Raw genomic sequence first — 20,040 nt, forward strand, 5'->3', positions numbered from 1 at the left:
CTCACTCCCCCACGCGATGACTCATCCATGATCCGCCGCACGCTCCTCGCCTCAGCAGCCCTCCTTTTCATCGCGACCACACATGTCGCAGCCGATCCAGTGCCGGTAAAGATCGTGCCTGGAGTCGGCATCACGCGAGGGGGCCAGCCCTACTTCGTCAGAGGTGCCGCAGGAGATCAGCATCTCGATGAACTCGTGGCCACGGGCGGAAACAGCATCCGCACCTGGACCACCAGGGGACTGCTTCCGATCCTGGATGATGCCCAAAAGCGCGGTCTGACCGTCTGCGCAGGCATCTGGCTAGAGCCCGAGTGCTCGTGGTTCTCATACTCCGACGCCGAGCACTGCGCCCGGCAGACTGCACGCGTGAAAAAGGAGGTGACAGAGTTTCGTGATCACCCAGCGCTGCTCTTTTGGGGCCTAGGCAATGAGGCTGAAGGCGACGGCAACAACGTGGCATATTGGAAGCAACTCGAAGTGCTCGCAAAGGCCGTGAAGCAGCTCGATCCAGCGCATCCGACCTTTACAGCCGTCGCAGGACTGCAGCCGCAGAAAATCGCCAGCCTGGATGCCCACACCCCCAGCCTCGACTTTGTCGGCATCAATACCTACGCGGCACTGAATCACCTGCGGCACTATCTGGCCGAAAACCACTGGCAGCGTCCATGGGTGGTCACTGAGTATGGACCGCGTGGCTTTTGGGAGAGCCCGCGTGCACCCTGGGGAGCCCCCATCGAGCAAACGAGCAGCGACAAGGCCAAGCTCATCCGCAAAGCCTATCAAGCCGCCATTCAGCCCGGTGGGGACTGCTGGGGTGGCTACGTCTTTCTCTGGGGCCAGAAACAGGAGGCCACCTCCACATGGTTTGGCGTCTTCACCGCGCACGGCGAGTCCACCGCCGTGCGTGATGTGATGCACGAGCTCTGGAAAGGCACGCCACCCAAGAATCGGGCCCCAGATCTCACCATGCTGACGAGCAGCGCCGCCAAAAAAGAAATCGGCGCAGGCAGTGAATTCCAAGCAGAGGCCACGGCAACCGATCCTGATGGCGATCCACTGACCTATCACTGGACTGTCACCCGCGAGAGCACTGGCCGCGATGCGAATGGCAAAGAACGCGTGACCCCGCCGCTACCGGAGTGCGTCGTGAAGACCGCAGGCTCAGGCGCCACTCTCCGCGCACCGTCAAAACCCGGCGACTATCGAGTCCACCTCCGCCTCACAGATGACCACCAGCACGCCGCGACGGCGAATTTCCCCATCCAAGTGAAGTAACCACCCAGCGTGCTTCGAGCAGCGAAGTGACGCGATATTCTGTCCAAACCGCCGTTTCAGCGACCTCCCATAGTCTCCATCACCATGCCCACACGCCGCCACTTCATCTCCGCCATCACCGCCGCGCTCGGCGGCTCCGTTTTTGCCGCTGATGGCAAGCCTAAGACCATTCTGCTGCAATCCGCGTGGGATACCGTCAATATCGGCGACATCGGCCACACGCCAGGCACGCTCCGCGTGATCGAAGAGCATCTACCAGAGGTAAAGATCATCCTGTGGGCCATGAAGCTCGATGAACGCGTCACCGCGATGCTGAAGCGTCGTTTCCCGAAGGTCACGATCCTCCAGGGCAAGCTCGATGGCAAAAGCACGAAGGATGTAACACTGCGCAGTGCAGTGATGAGCTGCGATCTCTTCATCCGGAACTCCGGCATGGGCCAGGACATCACCTTCATGCAGTTTTGCCAAAAACACGGCAAGCGATATGGCCTCTTCGGTCAATCCTACTTCCCCAGCATGGTCGAGGGCGCAGGCGCGGCAGAGCGCATCGCCCTGCTGAATGCCGCCGCCTTCATCTATACGCGGGAAACCAAGACGCTGGCCATTCTCAAAGGCGCAAGTGTGAAAGCAGAGTTCGGCCCCGATGGCTGCTTCGGTATTGACGTGCTCGATGACGAGCGAGGCCTCGCCACCATGCAAAAGCTCGGCTTGGAGGATCGGAAGTTCATCACCCTGCAACTCCGCACCAACACCGCCAAACTACCCGGCGTAGATGACACCCGCACGCCAAAGCTCAATCCGCTGCACCCTACACCGCAGCAGATCGCCGATGACGAACGCCGCGCGGCCAAATACCGCGAGCTCGTCACGCTTTGGGTCCAAAAAACCGGCCACAAAGTGCTCATCGCCCCCGAGGTGAAAAAGGAAATGGGCCACAACAAGCGCCTCATCCACGATCCCCTGCCGCCAGAGATCCAGAAGCACGTCGTGAACCTCGACGAGTTCTGGAACGCCGATGAAGCCGCCTCCATCTTTGCCCGCGCCCATACCATCGTCTGCCACGAGCCGCATTCGCCCATCATCGCCCTCGCGAACGGCACACCGATCATCCACACCTACTCCGAGTTTCACTCGCCGAAGTGCTGGATGTTCCAAGACATCGGCCTGCCCGAGTGGCTGCTCGAAATGGATGAAACACCCGCCGCGAAGATGGCAGAGACCCTTTTCGCTATCGACGCCGATTACCCCGGAGCACAGGCCAAGGTGAAAAAGGCCATGGCCTATGTGCATGAGTGCTTTTCAGGCTCAATGAAGCAGGTGAAGAGCGTATTGGGCTGATCACATGCCAACCCGCCGCGCCTTTCTTCAAAACAGCACACTCTGCCTCGCTGGTTTTAGCGGGCTCCAAGCCGCTGACCCAGAAGCCAAACCGCTCATCAAAATCGGCTTGATGACCGATCTGCACTACGCGGACAAACCACCGACCAAAACGCGCTTTTACCGCGAGGCACTCGCGAAGCTCGACGAGGCCGTGGAGGTCATGAATCGCGAAAAACCAGCCCACGTGGTCGAACTCGGCGATTTCATTGACCAGGCCGATTCGGTCGAAAAAGAGATCGAGTGGCTCAAGACGATGGAATCGCATTTCGCGCGGCTTTCGATGCCCCGTCACTATGTTTTGGGCAATCACTGCGTCGGCACGCTCACGAAAAAAGAGTTCGCCGCGAACACGCAGGCCAGCGGCGGCCACGAGAGCTTCCAGGCCGGCGGCGTGACCTTCCTCATCCTCGACGCCTGCTTTCGCAGCGACGGCACGCCTTACTCGCGCAAAAACTTCGTTTGGAAGGACTCCAACATCCCCGCCAACCAGCTCACCTGGCTCGAAAGCGAGCTCGGCAAGGCCAGCGGCCCCGTCATCGTCTTTGCGCATCAGCGTCTCGATGCCGACAAAGCCCACGCCGTGCAAAACGCCGCCGCCGTGCGCTCCCTGCTCGAAAAGTCTGGCAAGGTCCTCGCCGTCTTCCAAGGCCACTCGCACAAAAACGCCTACCAACAGATCTCCGGCATCCACTACACCACGCTCGTCGCCATGGTCGAAGGCACCGGCGCTGAAAACAACGGCTACACCCTGCTCGAAGTCATGCCCGACAGCTCGCTACGACTGCAAGGCTTCCGCAAACAGGTGGATCGAACCTTGAATCACGCATGAAATCATTCCTCTTTCTCCTCGCCACTACGGCTTGTGCTCTTGAACCCGGTTTTGAGCCGATCTTTGATGGCAAGACGCTCGATGGCTGGAAACAGGACGGCAACTGGGCCGTCGTGAATGGCGAGATCGCTCGCGTGAAGAAGGGCGGATCGCTGGTGTATGAAAAGGCGAAAGTGCCAGATGACTTTGAGCTGCGCTTTGAGTGGAAAGTCGCCAAGGGCTGCAACAGCGGCGTTTATTACCGGCCTGGGCAGTATGAGTATCAACTGCTCGACAACGCCAATAGCCCCTACGGCGAAAATCCGCGTCAGGCGGCGGCCTCGCTGTTTTTTGGTATGGCTCCGACGAAGGACGTGGTGAAGCCGCATGGCGAATGGAACGAGGGGCGTATCGTGTGCCAAGGGACGGTGATCCAGCACTGGCTGAATGGCGAAAAAGTCATCGACTTCGATTACAAGGACCCGCGCTGGTTTCACGAACTGGAGGTGCTGCGTATCCGTGGTGGTGATCTGACCAAACGCGGTGCCAATCTCTCGCTGCAAGACCACGGCGCGGATGTGTGGTTCCGAAATCTACGCTGGAGGACCATTCCCGCCTCGGAAAAGCTCACGACGGAGAATTTGACGCCGATGACGATTCCTGATGGTGCCCTGCGCAAAGAGCAGGCGCGTATCAACAAGATGCTCACGAACAAAAAGGGCGAATGGAGGCATACAGAGCTAAAACGCTTCAAAGCCGAGGAATCACATCAAGGTGTCGCAGTGGATGCGCAGCACTTTTATGCGATCACGAACGCCGCTATCGGCAAATACCGCAAAGACAGCGGTGCGCGTGTCGCAGACTGGAAAGACGCCACGGGCCACATCAAGCACCTCAACGCCGGAATCGTGCTGGATGGCAAATTGTGGTGTGCGCACTCCAACTACCCCGAGATGCCGATGAAGAGCAGCGTGGAGGTCTTCAACACGCAGACGATGCAGCACCTCGAAAGCATCGACCTGACCAGCGTGGGTGGTTCGTTGACCTGGGTGGATCGTCGCGATGGCTGGTGGTATGCCTGCTTTGCCCAATACGCGAAAACGGGCGATCCGGCACGCACCCGCATCGTGCGCTTTGATTTGAACTGGAAGCCTACGGCGGAAATCCGCTTTCCAGCCGAAGCAGTGGCGAAGTTTGGCAAAAACAGCAGCTCCGGCGGCAGTTTCGGCCCCGACCGGCATCTCTTCATCACCGGACACAATGCGCAGGAGCTGTATGTGCTCGATCTGCCGGTGGAGGGCGATGCGTGGACGTGGAAGGCCGCGATTCCGATCTCCGCGCATGGTCAGGCCTTTGCCTGGGATCGCAGCCAGCCTGGCATCCTTTACTCCATCGACCGAAAGACCAAGGAAGTGATCGTTTCGCGGCTCATCCAGAAGTGACTAGCCCCTACTTGAGGCTGCTTGTCTGGAACGAGCACGCCAGCTCAGTCAAAGGCGAGCTTCTGGACAAACCAATACAATGCCTGCTTCCACTCGGGCGGGTCGTGAGCATGGGCGGTGACGTGCCAGATGTGTGACACGTCTTTGGCCGTCATTTCAGCGTGCAGCTCCTGACTGACGTGTAGCAGGCCGTCGCTGTTGCCGCACGAGAGCCACAGGAGCTTGAGCGGTTTGGCGGCGGCAGGATTCGGCAGCAGATCGTCGATGCGTTTGGCGTTAGGCCCCGATGAAAAGGCTCCGAGCCAGGCGAAACGATCGAGGTGCGCGAAGCCGATATTCATCGTCTGTCCGCCACCCATGGAGAGTCCGGCGAGGGCGCGGTGTTCTCGATCAGTCTGCACGCTGTAGTGGGCTTCGATGGTGGGAATGATGTCATCGAGCAGATCGCGCTCGAAGACAAGGAACGCGGGGATGTGCTTGAAGATGTCGCCCACAGGACGGTCGTCTTTTTGAGCTCGACCATTCGGCATGACGATGATCATGGGCTGCGCTTTGCCTTCAGCGATGAGGTTGTCGAGCAGGATCTCTGGCTGTGCATAGCGTGCCCACTCTGTCTCATCGCCGCCGATGCCGTGCAGGAGATAGAGCACGGGATACTTCTTCTCCGAGGAGTAACCCGGCGGCGTATAGACATTCATCTTTCGCCGAGTGCCGACCGTCTTGGAGTCATAGCTGATCATTTCCAGCTTGCCGTGCGGGATGCTGGCGCGTTTGGCATCCCATCCTGCGGGCGGCTCGGGAAAGGCAGGCTTGTCATCAGCCTTCAGCTTGATGGCACCCCAAGACTCGCGCGGCTGCGGCGGGATGTTGCCCGATGGTGGTGACGTAGGTTCCTGAGCCAGAGCAGAGGCCGCCGTGAATAGGAGAAGATGGAAGACGGATTTCATGAGGCCTAAAGCTCACTTTTTGGCTGCTGGTGCCGCAGTCTCTGATACGACCACCGAAGTGTCGGGTGCCTTGCCTGAGTAAAAGGAGATGTAGTGCGTATCCCCGATCACGGTCGCATTCGCATTGCCCGCGTCATAGGTGATCTTGCTCCCAGTGGCGACCGCTTCAGAACCAGGCCACCGGAGCGGATTGTCAAACACTCGGCTCGGATTGATCACGCGACGCCGTAGGATACCGCGACCGCGCTCATAGTAGTAGTTGCTCAGGAGCCCGGTTTTGGCGTCGAGAATGAGGCTCGGCGTGGAGGCGGTGACATCGCTGATATTGGTCCGAGTGCGAGTCCAAGTGGCACCGTAGTCCGTGGAGATCATCTGGAACTGAGACGGTCCTGTCTCCGTCCGTGCGATGGCCAGGATCTTTCCATCGCCGAGGTAAACGGCAGCGGGCTCCGTTGGCCAGTCCGCTTTCAGCAAACCGGACTCGATGGGTGTTTGAGTCCATGTTTTGCCGTCGTCGCCACTGGTCATCATGCCCCACGACTGTGTGGGCTTGTCGCTGTAATCCCCGCCGAACCACAGGGCCATGAGCCCGACCTTGGGAAGTGCAAAGATGTCCGTGATCTGCATCGGGCGCACGGCGAGCGTCGGCGTCGCGACGAGTGTGAAAGTGATCCCGTCCGTGCTGCGGTAGAGATCGTGGTGCCATTCGTTTTTGCCAATGCGCCGCACCCAGAGCAGCATCGCCCCGGTGGAGTCGAGTCCTTTCCCAACAGCTACCTCGCCATAGCCCGGTGCGTGTGCGACCACGGTTTCCGCCGTCCAGGTTTTTCCACCGTCGGTCGAGGTGCGTGCATAAAGCGCACGATCATCACTGGCGATGGTGTGGCCTTTGCCGCGACCATAAACACACACCAATTTTTTGCCGATGGCCTGAAGCATCGGCCACGAGTTGTAGCCAGGCGCATCTTGAACGACGAGGGCTTTGGGGAGGGCTTCCAAAGGCGTCACCTTCACTGCGGCCAAGCCCGTGGGCCTAGTAAAGGTGTCGCCATCATCTCCAGGCTCCCGCTGGATGCGCACAGTGAGGGGAGCATCGGGCACGACTTCGTAATAGGACTCCAATACAATCGTCCGCGTCACAAACGGTGCATCGGACAAAGCCGAGCGCACAGGTTTGCCCAGCGCATACCGCTCTGTGAACGGCACGCCGTCCGCCATCTGCGACAGATGCACCCGATAAACATCCGCAAACTCTGCACTCGTCGTCTCATCCGTCGTCGTCACCACGATCTCCACCTTCACCGCCCTGCAATCCCCCGGCAACCCCGTCACCACCCCCGCCACCGACTGCCCCACCGTCCCACCCGACAACGACCACACTGGGATGTGCGTGGAACCACTCGACATGAGCACCAACGACGGCTGCCCCGTAGCGATGGACATCTGGTTGGCATTCAGACCTATAGAGGTGGCCTCTGCGCTGAAACTCGTGATGGCGGAGGCCATTGAGGCGAGGAGGACACGGTAGAGCGTGGAGTGAAATCGCATGAGAGTCCCAGTGTGGCGCAGCTAGAAGATGATCTCAACATCATCGACCAAACGCGGGTATCCATCACGCAGTCCCATGCACATGTTCGGCGGTGTTCCCAAACGAGCGCAATAGGACCGGCAGGCGGGTGATCGACGCTAATTGCTCAAGATAGTCCCTTTCTGATCGAATAGTGGCTTCGTGGTAAATCGGACGGGCTGCGAAAAGATGACGCGTGAGATGGGATTGGTGCTCGAAATCACCTAAAGTGCCTAGCGGTAGTGTTGAGACCGACTCGTAACTCTCACACCACTTGAGCGACATTCCACGGTTGAAGACATCGAGGTGGCTGACGAGCAGGCCGGAGAGATTTGGAGCACACGCGAGAGAATAACGGAGCAACACCGCATCTGGGTGACCACGCCGGAAGTAGCCCTGCCAACCTTTAGCGTGATTGTGCGGCTCTGGGAGTTGAGCATCCAAAGTGGCATCGTTAGTGGGCAGCGGACCTGCGCCGTGACGCGTTAGGTAAGTGCGTAGCACCCCGTAGTGCTCGACCGGCACGTCGATGCTCAGTGTGGCAAGCGCGGCCTCCAACGCCTCAGGCGTGGTAGAACTCCACGTCGTATGAGGATGGAAACCACGCCATTCATCGAGCAGAATGCCCTGTGCCCCCTCGAAAATGACCGCGCCAGGCTGCTGAAGAAGCTGTGTGACGGATTCACTGTCTCTAGGTGGGCACTGCCTTGCAAGAGCACGCGCTGATTGCCACCAGCGAAGAGCCAGAGATTCATCTCGAAGCACATTCACCTCGTCGCCGCCACCGCCTTCCAGTTCTGCGAGCAAGGTTTCGCGTTGAGCGTGCAGTTTATCCAAAACTGCCCCTTGGGGCATGAGTAGGTCGGCGTAGCTGAGAGTCTGCGACGGATGATGGAGCGAGTGACGCACGGTTTCACCCACGCCGACGCCGCAGGTGCCGTGTGCATTCACACCGCGCAAAATCTCGCGCAATCGACCTGCGGCTTGGTGATAGGGAGTAGTGACGCGGCAGCGTGCATCAATCGACAAACGTGACAAAGCATCTGACACTCCCGCTCTGGCGAGCACCTCCGCCTCGACTAGCAGGGCGGTCGGATGCAACACAAAGGGAGCGAGCAGGAGGGTGCACGTGCCCGGAACGAGCGTGCCCGCGCCGAACTGCGAGAAGGTGTGATGCTGCTTCCCTGAAACTACATTATGCCCAGCCTGCGCTCCTCCACTGAAGCGTGCGACTGTGTGTGCCCGCCAGCGCCGCGTCAGGGCATCGACAAAGAGTCCCTTGCCGCTGTCACCAAATCCTAAGTCGATGACAGAAGCGTATCGAGTGGTGCTCACGGACAAAAGATGGCGTGTTTAGCCGAAGAGTCGTTTCCACCACGAATCCTGCGCGGCAGGGTGCGGTGAAAAGGTGGCCACGGCCTGCGGATTGAGCAGTGCCGCGTAGTGCTGCACGGCACGGATAGTGGACCCGATGTGGGCGCGATCGATGCCGTTTGTGTTTAGAACTTTTGCCAACTCATCGAGATCAGCGATGCGCTTCTCCGTGAGTCCGACGATAGCGGCAGCGACGGAACAGGTATCTTTTGGAGACTCCATGCAGATCGCGTGATCACCGAGCAGCTTGCGCCAGCGGTCACTGACTTTCTTTGCACGCTGTTCATCAGGGATGAGGAAAAAGAGGTGATACATCTCCGCCGCTGCGGCGATGACTTCCTCGATGGGGATGTCCTCGTCGAGTTTTTCCCCGATGAGCGCCTCCACCTGATGGCGCGACACGGCTGGATAGGGAAACTCATCGCCCGTCATGAAGAAGTATCCTTTCTTCTTTCGCTTCGCCCAATTGTCCGTGTCCGTGTGCTGCGCGGCGATGTAAAAGGCCAACTCGTAGCTTTCGTGCCCGGTGCCACCACCGCCGCCTTCGAGGTAGCTCCATGTGAGCCATTGATCCATCAGCTCCGCCGTGGCCTCAAACTGGCCGACTTGCAAAGCTGCTTGGTCGGAGGTGGCGTCACCCACCGCCATGAACATCACCTGCGGATCGGCCACATGGCAGTCGGTGAGCAGCTTCATGAGGTTTGGCAGCTCCTCCTTGGCGAGGAGATGCGGGATGTTTCCCATCGAGCCGGTGACATCCAGGGCAAAGACGATACCGAGCGTGTCAGGATGGTCGGCGCTGTCGCGGCACTCGCGCACTTTGAGCCCCTTCGGGTTCATGAGTGTGTGACAATGCACCTGCTTGAAGACTTCGCTGCGCGATTGATTGGCACGACCCGCGACAAGCGCGGTGTGGGCGGAGTAGGAGTAATTGCCGTATCCCATGAGTGTGGTGGTGAGTGTGGTGGTGTAACTATCGCGTCAAAGAGTGAGTGGAACGAACACTGGCGGCCCGAAAGCATCCCGCGCCGCCGAGACTAACTGTGAATCAATGCCAGATGCGCCTTGAGCGATGCAAAAAGCCTCGTCCTTCGCGGCACGGGTGACGAGCGAGGCCAGAGTTGGTGGCACCTGCGCTGGCAGAGTGTCTGCACTGCTCGCGCCGCCAAGCAACACCTGCACCACGCGTGCGGAGCGCATCAGATCGGCTGCCTGTGCCTGCGGAGTGGCATTTTTCTGCGCCACAGCCCAGCCGACGAGCCTCACGCCATGATCCTGCGGATGAACGAGCGCGTGCTCCGGTGAAATGCTGCCGTGCGTCCAGCCCTGCGCATGAATGAAGTGCAGCACATCCAGCATGCGCCGCCAGATCCACACGGCGTGACGCGGATCGATGCCCTGGGGAAAACGTGCGCCCAGCGCCGAGAGGCTGCCCCAAAAGCCATTCGGATGCCGCAGGATGAGTGCAAGCCGGGCCGAACCATCCTCCAACATCGAGCAGGCGATCACTTCTGGCAGACGCTGAGCGGCATAGACGCCAGCGGAGCCATCCACAGCGTGCAGAGCACGCAGATTCTCCGCCTCGCGCTTCAGTGAATCCGCATCCGCAGGATGGATGGAGAGCTTCATCGTCACCAGCAGCGGCAACTGGCCAACTCGTCGCGCCAAATGGACCTCCGAGGCGGAGCCGCTGCCAAGCAGTTGCAGCAGCACATAACGTTCGCCACCGCAAAGCACCTCGCTACCCGCTGCGATACCCCCAACCAATCGAGCCCGATTCAGCGCCTGACGAAAGGTATCACGCTTCACCACTTCCTCCGTGCGTGTGATCAGCGAACCGCAGGCAGGGCATTTCACCGAGCGCCAGATAGCCAGACGCGGCAGCGGCGCGGAGCATTGTGGACAAGTGACTGCCACCCAAGCCATCAGAACTCTCCTCCTCGTGCAAGCGATGTGGGTGCGTCGGTGTTCATGCGGCGTGTTTAGATTCCAAACACGATGAAGATTGCTCGTGACAAGGCAAGCAGGGATTGCTCACCGGCCCGCTTTCACTCCCACGCCAGCTTCAAAAACTTCGGCGCGGGGCCTTTCCAGAGCGGGGCGTCGCTCGCGGAGGAGCCCTTGGCGGCGAAGTGGGCGCAGAGGCCGAGTTGATCGATTTCAGACCAGGTCGTGAGCGGACCTTCGGCGGAGGTGAAGTCCTTCAAATCGAGCGTGAGGGTCTGCGGGGCATCGGAGCCGGGGATTTCGCGGCTGCAGACGAAAGTGCGGCGTTTGCCGCGGTAGCTGCGCCATTCGTTTTCTTCGAGGATGATGTGAAAGCGGTTGGTCTGCGGCATTTTGAGCGTGAGGACGAGCTTGGAGCCCCCCGGGCCACGCCAGAGCGGATCGGTGACTTTGCGCGTCCAGAGCTGTTGATGCGTGAGATTGCCGGCGTTGAGAGAATACCAGTCGCGTTGGCCGTGGATGAAGTCTTCGATGAGTTTGGAAGGCTTCGCGGTGAGCTTGGGAGCGGCTTGTGCGACCTCCGTCGCGCTGTGCGTGTGCAGCAGCGAGCTGATGCAGACTTCGGTGACCGGTTTGGCATTGCCGGGTATCTGCGCCATCGATTCGGGCTTCGGCAGCGTGTAGTAAACGTTCGCGAAAGCGAACAGCGGCGTGTCGAGCGTGTGGAGTGGCAGATGAGCGATGTAGCCTTCGGATTCGTGATGCACCTCGGCGCTGCGCCAGAAGCGGGCGCGGGGGTCGGGATCGACGCTGTAGAAGATCTCGACACGGGCCACTGGCAGCGATTTCGCATCCGGCCGCACGCGGAGCATGGGCACGTCGTCGTTCGATTTGAGGCGGAGCTCGCTTTGCGGTGTCTCGGGCAAAGCGGGGCCGCCTTTGAGATAGTGATCGAACCACAGTGGCATCGTGATCGCCACCTCCGGCGTGAGGCGGTGATTCATGTGCGGCACCCAACTGTAGCGTGTGGGCTGCTTTTCGATGAGCGCGTTCGTGCGATACACGTCGTCCATCCAGCCGTGGAAGTCGTTCGTGGCGCTGCGATGCAAAACCGGGCAGTGAATGCGCGGCGCATAGCTTTCGAAGCTAAGCGTGCGCTTGAAGACCTCGATGTCGCCTTTGATTTGCTCCTGCTGCGCCTTGCCACTGAGGTAATCGCGCCCCTGCCAGCGCCAGCCTTGACCGCCCACGGCCGGCACGGCGGCCTTCACGCGATCATCGGTGCCCGCGACATACATCGTAAGATTGCCGCCCATCGAGTAACCATGCACACCGAGGCGCTGCGCATCGACTTCCGGCTGCTGTTCGAGAAACGTCAGTCCGCGACGGCAGCCGAGCGTGAGGAGATACCAGTTGTTGTTCTTCGGATGCTCGCGGTCTTCAAAAACATGCTTCGGACCCGGCAGCATCGACGAGTACCCCGGCACATTGAGCTGCGAGGGATCGACCGCGCCCCAATCGGTGTTCGGATCGCCGGGCTCGGCCTTCTCACAGGTGTTGAAGGGAGCTTTTCCATTGCCGCTGCCGCCCCAGTTCACCGACAGCGCCGCGTAACCTCGCGCCACGAGCAGCTTCACCTCGCTCACCGAACCTCGCTGGCCTCCGCCATGGATGTGCATCACCGCAGGCAGTTTTTCCTTCGTGCCCTCGGGAAAGCCATACACCGCCGCCATGCGTGCCGGCTTGCCTTTGAAGTTGCCGATGAAGTAGCGCACCAGCCGCAAAACCATGCCGTCCTCCTTCCAATCGCGAATCACATCGGTTTCGAGCGGATCTTTGCGCGGATCAAAATCCGCCCAAAGCTCCTGCACCGATTGCGGAATGCCTTCCGCAGCCCAAGCGGCTTGTGAGGCCCAAAACGGGGTGGTGGCGAGAAACGAAGTATTTTGGATAAATTGGCGTCGGGAGGTCATGGAGATGATTTTTGCTTCACAGCTTGTTGGCGGTCGAGAACACCTTTCAACCACGCCCGCACAGGCATGAGGTCAGCCTCGTTCAGGAGGTAGCTCCAATGATCTGCGCCCGGATAGAGGCGGAGTTCGGTGTCATTGGGGCGGGCTTGCTGGAGCGCCATGGCATTGGAGATGGGCACATTCATATCTCGATCACCATGAGCGATGAAGACCGGCCCGGAGAATCTCCCGATAGCATCAAGCGCACTCGACTTTTCCGCCTCAAAACCATGCCGGTGAGCTGCGCGAGTCACGGCGAAGCGATAGGCTGCATCCGAGAAGAATGGCCGCACGACGGGATAGAGCCACGGGAACGCCTGGGAAGCGAGGCACCGCGCGGTATCAGCGACGGAGAACAGATCTTTCGGACCAGAGAAGGCCATCACGCCCTTCACATCCGGCACGACAGGAGCCGCCTGGATGGCGGCGGTGGCACCATATGAATGGCCTGCGAGCAGGATCGGCCCGGCGATCAGATTCTTGCTGCGCATCCCATTGACCAGATGCGTCAGGTCCTTCGCATCGAGATAACCATACGAGCACGTGTCGCCACTGGAGCATCCCTGACCACGCAGATCCACGAGGAAAACACGACAGCCCTCCACCCGCAGCACCTGGGCCAGGAGAAACAAATACTCCGACTTCATCGCCGTGCCTCCCCAGCCCGGTATCAGCAACACGGTGGCCCGCGCATCACGATCCGTCTCACCACGCTCCGTGCGCAAGTGCATGGGATCAAAACGCCAGGCGTGCAAAGTGGCGGCTGGATCTGGCACCTCGAACGCATGATGGCCAGAAAACCACTTTCGATCAAAGGCCTCGGGATCGAGTACACGAGTGCCAGCCGAGAAATCATCCGCGACACTGAGGCCACCCTGGTGACGATTGGTCGGCTCCAGCACTTGCCGCTCGATTTGCCAGATCACAAATGCCTGAACGCCAGCCGCCACCAAACCAAGGAGCAGCAGGAGAAGCCAAAAACGGCCGCGCAAGAATCTGGCGATGCGCATGGTCAGTTCAGTTTAAACGGTGAGAGTTCCCGTGCTTGATCCAAACGCATCGGCCTCCACACCCAGGTGCTGGAGCATGGACACGAAGAGATTGCAGAGCGGCTTGTCATGATCGCCTTTGAAGGCGTAGTGCTGGCCGTGCTTGAGCCCGCCGCCGGCGAGGAGGATGGGGAGGTTGGTGTTGTCGTGCTTGTTCGCATCTCCCATGTTGCTGCCGAAGAGGACCATCGTGCGGTCGATCAGTCGGGCGTCGTCTTCGCGCTTCGCGGCGAGGTTTTGGATGAGTTTGCGGAAGAGCACCATCTGCTGGCGGTCGGCGTCTTCGAGCTGTTTCACCTTTGCGGGAGCCTGTCCGTGATGGCTGAGGCCGTGGTAGCCTTCGGTGGTGCTTTCGTGGTCGTCGATCTTAAAGGCGGGCGTGGCAAAGGCATCGACCATGAGCGTGATGATGCGCGTGGAGTCGGACTCGAAAGCGAGCTGCGCCATAGCGAGCATGAGGTCGAGCTTTTCAAAGATGCGCTTCTTGTCCTGAATGTCGGCTGGCTCGGGCAGCTTCGTGACGGGCTTCGGCTTCAGCTCCCACTCGCGGGCAGTGAGCAGGCGCTCCTCCACCTCGCGCACGGAGGTGAGGTATTGATCAAGGCGCGAGCGGTCATCGCTGCCGAGGTCGCGACTGAGCTTCTTCGTGTGATCGAGCAGCGTGTCGAGGATGCTGCCGCGTTCGTCGAGCGCGTTGAGTTGTCGTTTCACGGCGGCGGGATCGCCCTGGAGGAACATGCGACGAAACAAGGCCGGTGCGCTGTCCTCGGCGGGCAGCAAAACGCCGTCGCGTGTCCAGGAGAGGCTGCGGTTCGCTTTGTCGATGTTCACGCCGAGGTTCAGCGTGGGGAATCGCGTGAGCTGGCCGAGCTTTTCCACGGCGAACTGATCGAGCGAGATCTGATTGCGAAACCCGCTCTTCGTCGGCCCGCGTGCCGCGGTGAGGAAGCAGTTTTCCGCGCTGTGACCGCCATTTACATCGGGATGTGACATGCCGCTGAAGATGCTGAACTCGCTCCGCACGTCCGCCAATGGCGCGAGCGTCTGTGTCAGCTCATAATCGCGCCCGGCGGTCTTCGGAAAAAACGGCTTCGGCAGGAACCCGAGGTTGTTCGAGATGATGAGCATCCGGCGCGGTGCTTTCGGAGTCGCTCCACGAGCGATGGATTGCTCGAAGAAGGGCAAGCCGAGCAACACGCCCGCTCCACGCAGGAATTGGCGGCGGGGGAAAGGTTTCGAGATGTGGGAGAAGGTCATGTTGAGAATTGAACTTTAAAACGGCGATGAGGGGCGTATTTTCCACACATGAACTCACCCAACCCAGCTTTGTTATTGCCAGATGTAATGTCCAAGGTCGCCTCTTTGGGTCCTGCATCGTTGGCTGCTGTTCAGCATTTTCTTGTGCGTCTGGAGTTGGCGCAGCTAACGGAAGACATCCAGGACGAAGCTGAAGCATTAAAAGCTGCCGGAAAATTGGAGCCTGAACTGATCGAGGCGGCGATTCGCACGCACAGGAACCAGCATCCGTATGCCGCCTGATGCTCGTCGTCATTGACACCAATGTGATGATCTCGGCGCTTGCACGCCAGACTCCCATAGCGCCGCTGTTCCGTGCGCTTGCAAATGGCGAAATTCAATTGGCTCTGACGGCAGCTATCGTAGTGGGGGGGGGGGGAATTGGGGGGGGGGGGGGGGGGCGGGCATTTTCCGCACGCCTCTTGCACTGGCTGAGTTTGGTCGCCACCGCATGGAAAACGATCGTCCTTGTCCACCCCTCCTATCAGTTTCGCCTGATCAGCTCGGACCCTGATGACAACAAGTTCGCCGACTGCGCCATCACGGCAAACGCAGATTTTCTCATCACCAACGACACGGATTATGCACCGCTGGTTGATTCTGGGTATAAGCCGCAACTCATCAAGCCTGAAGTCTTCATCGCAAGATACTTGAAGCCATGAGCAGCAGGCAGAGCCGTTCACCGACTTATGTTCCCAACAAAAATCTCACTCCCCACCAACGCGAGCATCAAATCCCGCACGCGATAGCCATCCTTCTCGCACGCATCGAGCAGCGACTCGATCTCGCGGCGGTCGGAATACCGGACGGGGGTGCCGGTGGCATAGACGGTGAACTGGTGGAGCAGATTTCGCGCGAGCTGGCGTGGGTTGGCGGCGAGGATGGCTTTCAGAGCGTGCACATCGTTGAACCTGCGACCGTCGATGAGTTGGCCGCTCGCATCGACGTTTGCGGCAAGCGTGTAGCTGAAGTCGTGACCGGCGCGGTCGATACCGGTGATGCGTTCGCCTTCTTCGATACCGCGATAACGCGTGCGCCAGCCGCCGAGGATGTCAAAACTCTCCAAAGCGAGGCCGACAGGATCAAACTTGGCGTGGCAACTGGCGCAGGATTTTTCCTTCGTGTGCAGCGCCATGAGATCGCGGATGGTTTTGGCCCCGCGAATGTCCGGCTCCACGGCAGGCACGCTGGGCGGTGGCGGCGGCGGAGGCTGGCCGATGAGCCGTTCCATCACCCACGCTCCACGCACGACAGGCGAGGTGTTCGTGCCATTCGCGCTGACTTTAAAAACCGCGGCCTGCGTGAGCAATCCACCAAACGGACTGCCCCGCAGCACGGCGACTTTTCGCATGGCGGAGCCGCTGAGAGGCGGGAGCTGGTAGTGCTTCGCGAGACGGTCGTTCGCGAAGACGAAATCCGCTTTCACGAGCACGCTGGCGGGCAGGTTGTCGCGAATCATCGCGGTGAAAAAGGTCCGCGTCTCGCGCTCCATGCTCTCCACGAGATACTCATCAAAGCGATACTCCGGGAAGAGCCGGATGTCGGGATCATCACGGCGGATGTGGCGCAGGCTGAGCCAGTAGTCGGTGAAGTTTTTCACGAAGCGATCAAAGCCTTCGCTGGCAATGAGACGTTTGGTTTCCTCGCGCAGCGTCTTGGCATCTCGCAGACGTTTCTGAGCCGCGAGATCGCTCAAACGCGAATCAGGCCGCGAGTTCGTGAGGAAGTGCGACAAGCGTGAGGCGATGGCGAAATGATCGTCCGCCGATTCCGGCTCGCGCAGGTAGATGAAGTCGCCGGAGGCCAAAAAGGCTTTGTAACCGGCCAGCAGCGCCTCTTTGAACGACGAACCTTTCTCCAAGCGCTCAGCGATGAGCGCCTCAAACAAGCGCAAATCATCTTCTGATACTGGTTCGCGTGCCGCGAGGCTCACAAAGCGACGCAGCAGCCGTTTTGCATCCTCTTGGGCGTTCTTTGGCATCACCTCGATGCCGAGATCATCAAACAGCACACGATGCGAAGGCGGCGGCCAGCTTGGCGGCGGAATGGGGCCTTCAACTTCGAGCCATTGCACCGCGACACCCGGCTGACCGCCCTCCGGGAAAGGCGGGTAGCGATAGGTCGGCGCGGAGCCGTTGGGATTCTGCGCCAGCGGCATCGGCAGGCCGAGCAGGCTGTATTCAAAGGACTCGCCCGCACGCAGCGTGATTGTCGTCTCATAGACTTGCTGCTCAGGCTGGATGTCGATCACGCCGCCGGAGGCACGCACTTCATTGATGATGTCCACGCCAGCCGGTTTGCGCGTGCGGAAGGTCATCGGCACCGGTTGCTTCGCGGACAGCAAGGCGTAGCCCGGCTGCTGCAGCACCGCACGAGCCGAAAAACGCACCTTGTAGCGCCCCGCGTGCTTCGCGACGACATTGCGCGGCGTGCCGAGATACGGCCAGCTCGCCGAGCGAAACAGCGCCATCTCTAGCGACTCATCCTTCACAGCTTCTTTGGCCTTTTTGCCATCCAACTCGATGAACTTGCTGTCCTTGGTGAAAAACATCGCCTCGCGATTCCCAAACGTGCCGGTGCCCGGAAACAAATCCGTGCCCACCACTCGCTTTTTCACCAACGGCGGCGGCGCAGGCTCCGTGACCATCGCCGCACGCAGCGCGGCCTCCGCCGCATCCAGATAGGCCGTGAGCTGCACGCGCGACATGTCGAGCACGCTGCCCGTTTTGTTAAACCGATGCCCCTCGCGGTCCTCCGGCAAAATATCGCGAATGTCGAGATCGGGCAGTTGCAGCACATCACGCAGATTTTGCTCATACTCGTTGCGATTCAGCCTGCGCAGCGGTCCCCGGCCATTCGCCAGCACCTCCGCGCGATCCGCTTGATAGAGCGATGCATCCAGCGCCTTCACCAAAGCCGCCCGATCCACCGCCGCCATGTCCTCCACCTTCGGCGGCATCTCGCCTTTCTCCACACGGTCATGCACGCGCACCCAGCGCTCACGCATGGCATTATCACGCAGATCAAAAGTCAGCGCCGTGAGGTCGAGCCCGCCCTTTTTTGTCTCCGCATCATGACAGTCGATGCAGCTCTGCTCGATCTGCGACGGCACACTCTGGGCATGAGCCGTGGAGAGCGGCAAAAGACCACAAAACAGAAAGATCGGAAGGACGCGGTGGCAGAAAATCATCGACTGGGGGATGATGAAACGCGTTCCAAATGCTTTTTCATAAAATCAGCCGTCTTTGTCATGATTTCTTCGAGTGTCGGACTCAGCGAGCCGCCGACTTCGCGCCAGTTATGGCCGGAGTTTTGGACGATGAAGGCCTCCACGGTCGCTTTCACGGCATCCGCACGTTCCTTCATGTAATGCGCATGCTGCAAGGGGATGGTCGGATCTTTGTCGCCCTGCATCATGAGCAGCGGAGGGCTCTCGGGGCGCAGGTAGTTCACCGGACTGACCTCGCGATAGGCGGCGAGCCTCGTCTTCTCGTCCGCGCCCGCTTTGAGGATGCGCGAGCCGAAGCGATCTCGCACGTCGCTGCCGCCGGGCGGAGTGAAGAGGTCCATCTTCTCAAAATCACACGGCCCATACCACGACACACCGGCGATGAGGCGATACTTCGCATCCGCGAGCGCTGGATCGCCTGCAAACGACTCCGGCGGCGATAGTAGCAGCATCTGCGCGAGATGGCCACCCGCCGAATCGCCCCAGGTGAAGACGCGTTCGGCATCGAGCGAGAACCGCGCCGCGTTCCTCGCGAGAAAGCGGAGCGCGTCCTTCGCATCCGTCACACAATCGCGCACGGTGATGGTTCCGCCTGCCGTGCAGAGTCGGTAGTCCACCGACGCCACGCAAAAGCCCTGCGCATTCAGCGCCTTCACGCCCATGAGCCTCACGCCGCGCTCAATCGTCTTTATTCCCGCCGCCCAGCCTCCGCCATGCGTGAAAAGCACCAGCGGAACCTTCGCTCCGGCTTTCGGCGCGGCGGGATAATGCAGATCGAGCTTCAGTGGGCCTTGCTCGGTCACTTTGTAGGTCACATCGAGCTTCGTCGTGGTCGAGACGGGAGTTTCGGCCCGTGATGGGGCGAATGCTGCCAGCAACAACGTGGCGGTGAAGATGAGAGCGGCCTTCGAGTGCATGTGGAGTGAATGGGTGATGAGGGCGTAGGCAATGTGGTGCAGTCGCCTCGACTGCTCAAATGAGTCCAGAGAACTCAACCACACTCGTCACTTCGTCGGCAGGGCCTTTAGCACCTCTTCCACGCATTTATCGCCGAGAATCTGATAGGCGGGCCCATTCCAGTGGAACTTGTCTTTGCCGCCGCGGGCGAGGTCGAGCTTGTCCATGAGCAGGGCGTAGAAGTCGCTCACGGGCACGCCGCATTCGGCCATGACTTTGGCCGCCATGCGGTTGTGGTCGATGATGGTGCCGTTGATGACAGGATCGAGTTTTTTGACATCGCCTTCGAGCATCACGGGCGTGCTGCTGGCCCAGATCAATTTGGCATTGGGCAGCTTCGTCTTGATGGCATCGACGTAGCCTTTCGTCAGCGGCTCGAAGGTGCCCGGCTTGATGCGGCCCTCCTGCCAGCCATGCAGACCCATGTTGAAGTGAATCACGTCATACGGCCCCTTCGCGAGCACCTCGGGCAGGATCTTCGTGTTGAGATGCTCGGACTGGTTGTAGGGATTCACCCAGGCATCGACGTAGGCCTTGCCGTCGAGCTTCTTGATCGCATGCGCCATGTAACCGCTCAGGATCGAGTCGCCGATGAGCAGCACACGCGGTTGCTTCGGGTCTTCAATTTTCGCCTGATTGAGCTTCCAGCCTTTGCCATCGGAATGCAGCCGCGGATCAGTCTCGACCGGTGTTTCGGCGGCGAGTGCATGTAGAGTAAGGGTGACAAAAAGGGCGAAGAGCTTCATCAAAGTGAAAC

At 59.9% G+C, this 20,040-nt stretch carries 17 protein-coding genes; 6 read left to right on the plus strand and 11 right to left on the minus strand.

Features of this window, described 5'->3' with window-relative positions:
- Nucleotides 1–27: 27 nt before the first annotated feature.
- From IPK32_21830 to IPK32_21845, 4 genes are all read left to right on the plus strand, one after another.
- On the plus strand, nucleotides 28–1,275 hold the full coding sequence (locus IPK32_21830) for a PKD domain-containing protein (protein ID MBK8094527.1): 1,248 nt from the start codon (nucleotides 28–30) through the stop codon (nucleotides 1,273–1,275).
- Between the two features lie 84 nt (nucleotides 1,276–1,359).
- Nucleotides 1,360–2,613, plus strand: coding sequence for a polysaccharide pyruvyl transferase family protein (locus IPK32_21835; GenBank protein ID MBK8094528.1), 1,254 nt, complete (start codon nucleotides 1,360–1,362; stop codon nucleotides 2,611–2,613).
- A gap of 4 nt (nucleotides 2,614–2,617) precedes the next feature.
- The gene (locus IPK32_21840; GenBank protein MBK8094529.1) at nucleotides 2,618–3,484 is read left to right on the plus strand and encodes a metallophosphoesterase; all 867 of its coding nucleotides are present in this window, start codon (nucleotides 2,618–2,620) and stop codon (nucleotides 3,482–3,484) included.
- The gene (locus tag IPK32_21845; GenBank protein MBK8094530.1) at nucleotides 3,481–4,905 is read left to right on the plus strand and encodes a DUF1080 domain-containing protein; all 1,425 of its coding nucleotides are present in this window, start codon (nucleotides 3,481–3,483) and stop codon (nucleotides 4,903–4,905) included. Before IPK32_21840 ends, IPK32_21845 begins: the two co-directional genes overlap by 4 nt.
- A 44-nt stretch (nucleotides 4,906–4,949) precedes the next feature.
- Here IPK32_21845 and IPK32_21850 read toward each other — a convergent pair whose 3' ends face one another.
- The 8 genes from IPK32_21850 to IPK32_21885 all read right to left on the minus strand — a co-directional run bounded on the left by IPK32_21850 (nucleotide 4,950) and on the right by IPK32_21885 (nucleotide 15,058).
- On the minus strand, nucleotides 4,950–5,852 hold the full coding sequence (locus IPK32_21850) for an esterase family protein (protein MBK8094531.1): 903 nt from the start codon (nucleotides 5,850–5,852) through the stop codon (nucleotides 4,950–4,952).
- Nucleotides 5,853–5,864: 12 nt separating this feature from the next.
- Complete coding sequence (locus IPK32_21855; protein MBK8094532.1) at nucleotides 5,865–7,400, minus strand: exo-alpha-sialidase; 1,536 nt, start codon at nucleotides 7,398–7,400, stop codon at nucleotides 5,865–5,867.
- A gap of 64 nt (nucleotides 7,401–7,464) precedes the next feature.
- Nucleotides 7,465–8,760, minus strand: a complete 1,296-nt coding sequence (locus tag IPK32_21860) for an adenylosuccinate synthetase (GenBank protein ID MBK8094533.1) — start codon at nucleotides 8,758–8,760, stop codon at nucleotides 7,465–7,467.
- Between the two features lie 12 nt (nucleotides 8,761–8,772).
- Nucleotides 8,773–9,738 (minus strand): VWA domain-containing protein, encoded by a 966-nt coding sequence (locus IPK32_21865; protein ID MBK8094534.1) that lies wholly within the window; start codon nucleotides 9,736–9,738, stop codon nucleotides 8,773–8,775.
- A gap of 36 nt (nucleotides 9,739–9,774) precedes the next feature.
- Nucleotides 9,775–10,650: a serine/threonine protein kinase gene (locus IPK32_21870; GenBank protein MBK8094535.1), complete on the minus strand. Its 876-nt coding sequence runs from the start codon at nucleotides 10,648–10,650 to the stop codon at nucleotides 9,775–9,777.
- A gap of 191 nt (nucleotides 10,651–10,841) precedes the next feature.
- Nucleotides 10,842–12,713: an acetylxylan esterase gene (locus IPK32_21875; protein ID MBK8094536.1), complete on the minus strand. Its 1,872-nt coding sequence runs from the start codon at nucleotides 12,711–12,713 to the stop codon at nucleotides 10,842–10,844.
- On the minus strand, nucleotides 12,710–13,762 hold the full coding sequence (locus IPK32_21880; protein ID MBK8094537.1) for an alpha/beta fold hydrolase: 1,053 nt from the start codon (nucleotides 13,760–13,762) through the stop codon (nucleotides 12,710–12,712). The genes IPK32_21875 and IPK32_21880 overlap by 4 nt, the downstream gene beginning before the upstream one ends.
- Before the next feature lie 12 nt (nucleotides 13,763–13,774).
- Nucleotides 13,775–15,058 (minus strand): DUF1552 domain-containing protein, encoded by a 1,284-nt coding sequence (locus tag IPK32_21885; protein MBK8094538.1) that lies wholly within the window; start codon nucleotides 15,056–15,058, stop codon nucleotides 13,775–13,777.
- A gap of 48 nt (nucleotides 15,059–15,106) precedes the next feature.
- Here IPK32_21885 and IPK32_21890 point away from each other — a divergent pair, with 48 nt between their 5' ends.
- Both IPK32_21890 and IPK32_21895 read left to right on the plus strand, forming a co-directional pair.
- Complete coding sequence (locus IPK32_21890; GenBank protein ID MBK8094539.1) at nucleotides 15,107–15,340, plus strand: hypothetical protein; 234 nt, start codon at nucleotides 15,107–15,109, stop codon at nucleotides 15,338–15,340.
- Nucleotides 15,340–15,759 carry a PIN domain-containing protein gene (locus IPK32_21895; protein ID MBK8094540.1) on the plus strand — a complete coding sequence of 140 codons (420 nt, stop codon included), beginning with the start codon at nucleotides 15,340–15,342 and terminating at the stop codon, nucleotides 15,757–15,759. The genes IPK32_21890 and IPK32_21895 overlap by 1 nt, the downstream gene beginning before the upstream one ends.
- Nucleotides 15,760–15,776: 17 nt before the next feature.
- Here the strand turns inward: IPK32_21895 and IPK32_21900 are convergent, their stop codons facing one another.
- The 3 genes from IPK32_21900 to IPK32_21910 all read right to left on the minus strand — a co-directional run bounded on the left by IPK32_21900 (nucleotide 15,777) and on the right by IPK32_21910 (nucleotide 20,029).
- Nucleotides 15,777–18,287, minus strand: a complete 2,511-nt coding sequence (locus IPK32_21900) for a DUF1592 domain-containing protein (protein MBK8094541.1) — start codon at nucleotides 18,285–18,287, stop codon at nucleotides 15,777–15,779.
- Complete coding sequence (locus tag IPK32_21905; GenBank protein ID MBK8094542.1) at nucleotides 18,284–19,243, minus strand: alpha/beta hydrolase; 960 nt, start codon at nucleotides 19,241–19,243, stop codon at nucleotides 18,284–18,286. The genes IPK32_21900 and IPK32_21905 overlap by 4 nt, the downstream gene beginning before the upstream one ends.
- An 87-nt stretch (nucleotides 19,244–19,330) precedes the next feature.
- Entirely contained in the window at nucleotides 19,331–20,029 is a 699-nt protein-coding gene (locus IPK32_21910) for an SGNH/GDSL hydrolase family protein (GenBank protein ID MBK8094543.1), read from the minus strand.
- Nucleotides 20,030–20,040 lie beyond the last annotated feature (11 nt).

This window comes from Verrucomicrobiaceae bacterium, from assembly GCA_016713035.1.
Taxonomy (GTDB): domain Bacteria; phylum Verrucomicrobiota; class Verrucomicrobiia; order Verrucomicrobiales; family Verrucomicrobiaceae; genus Prosthecobacter.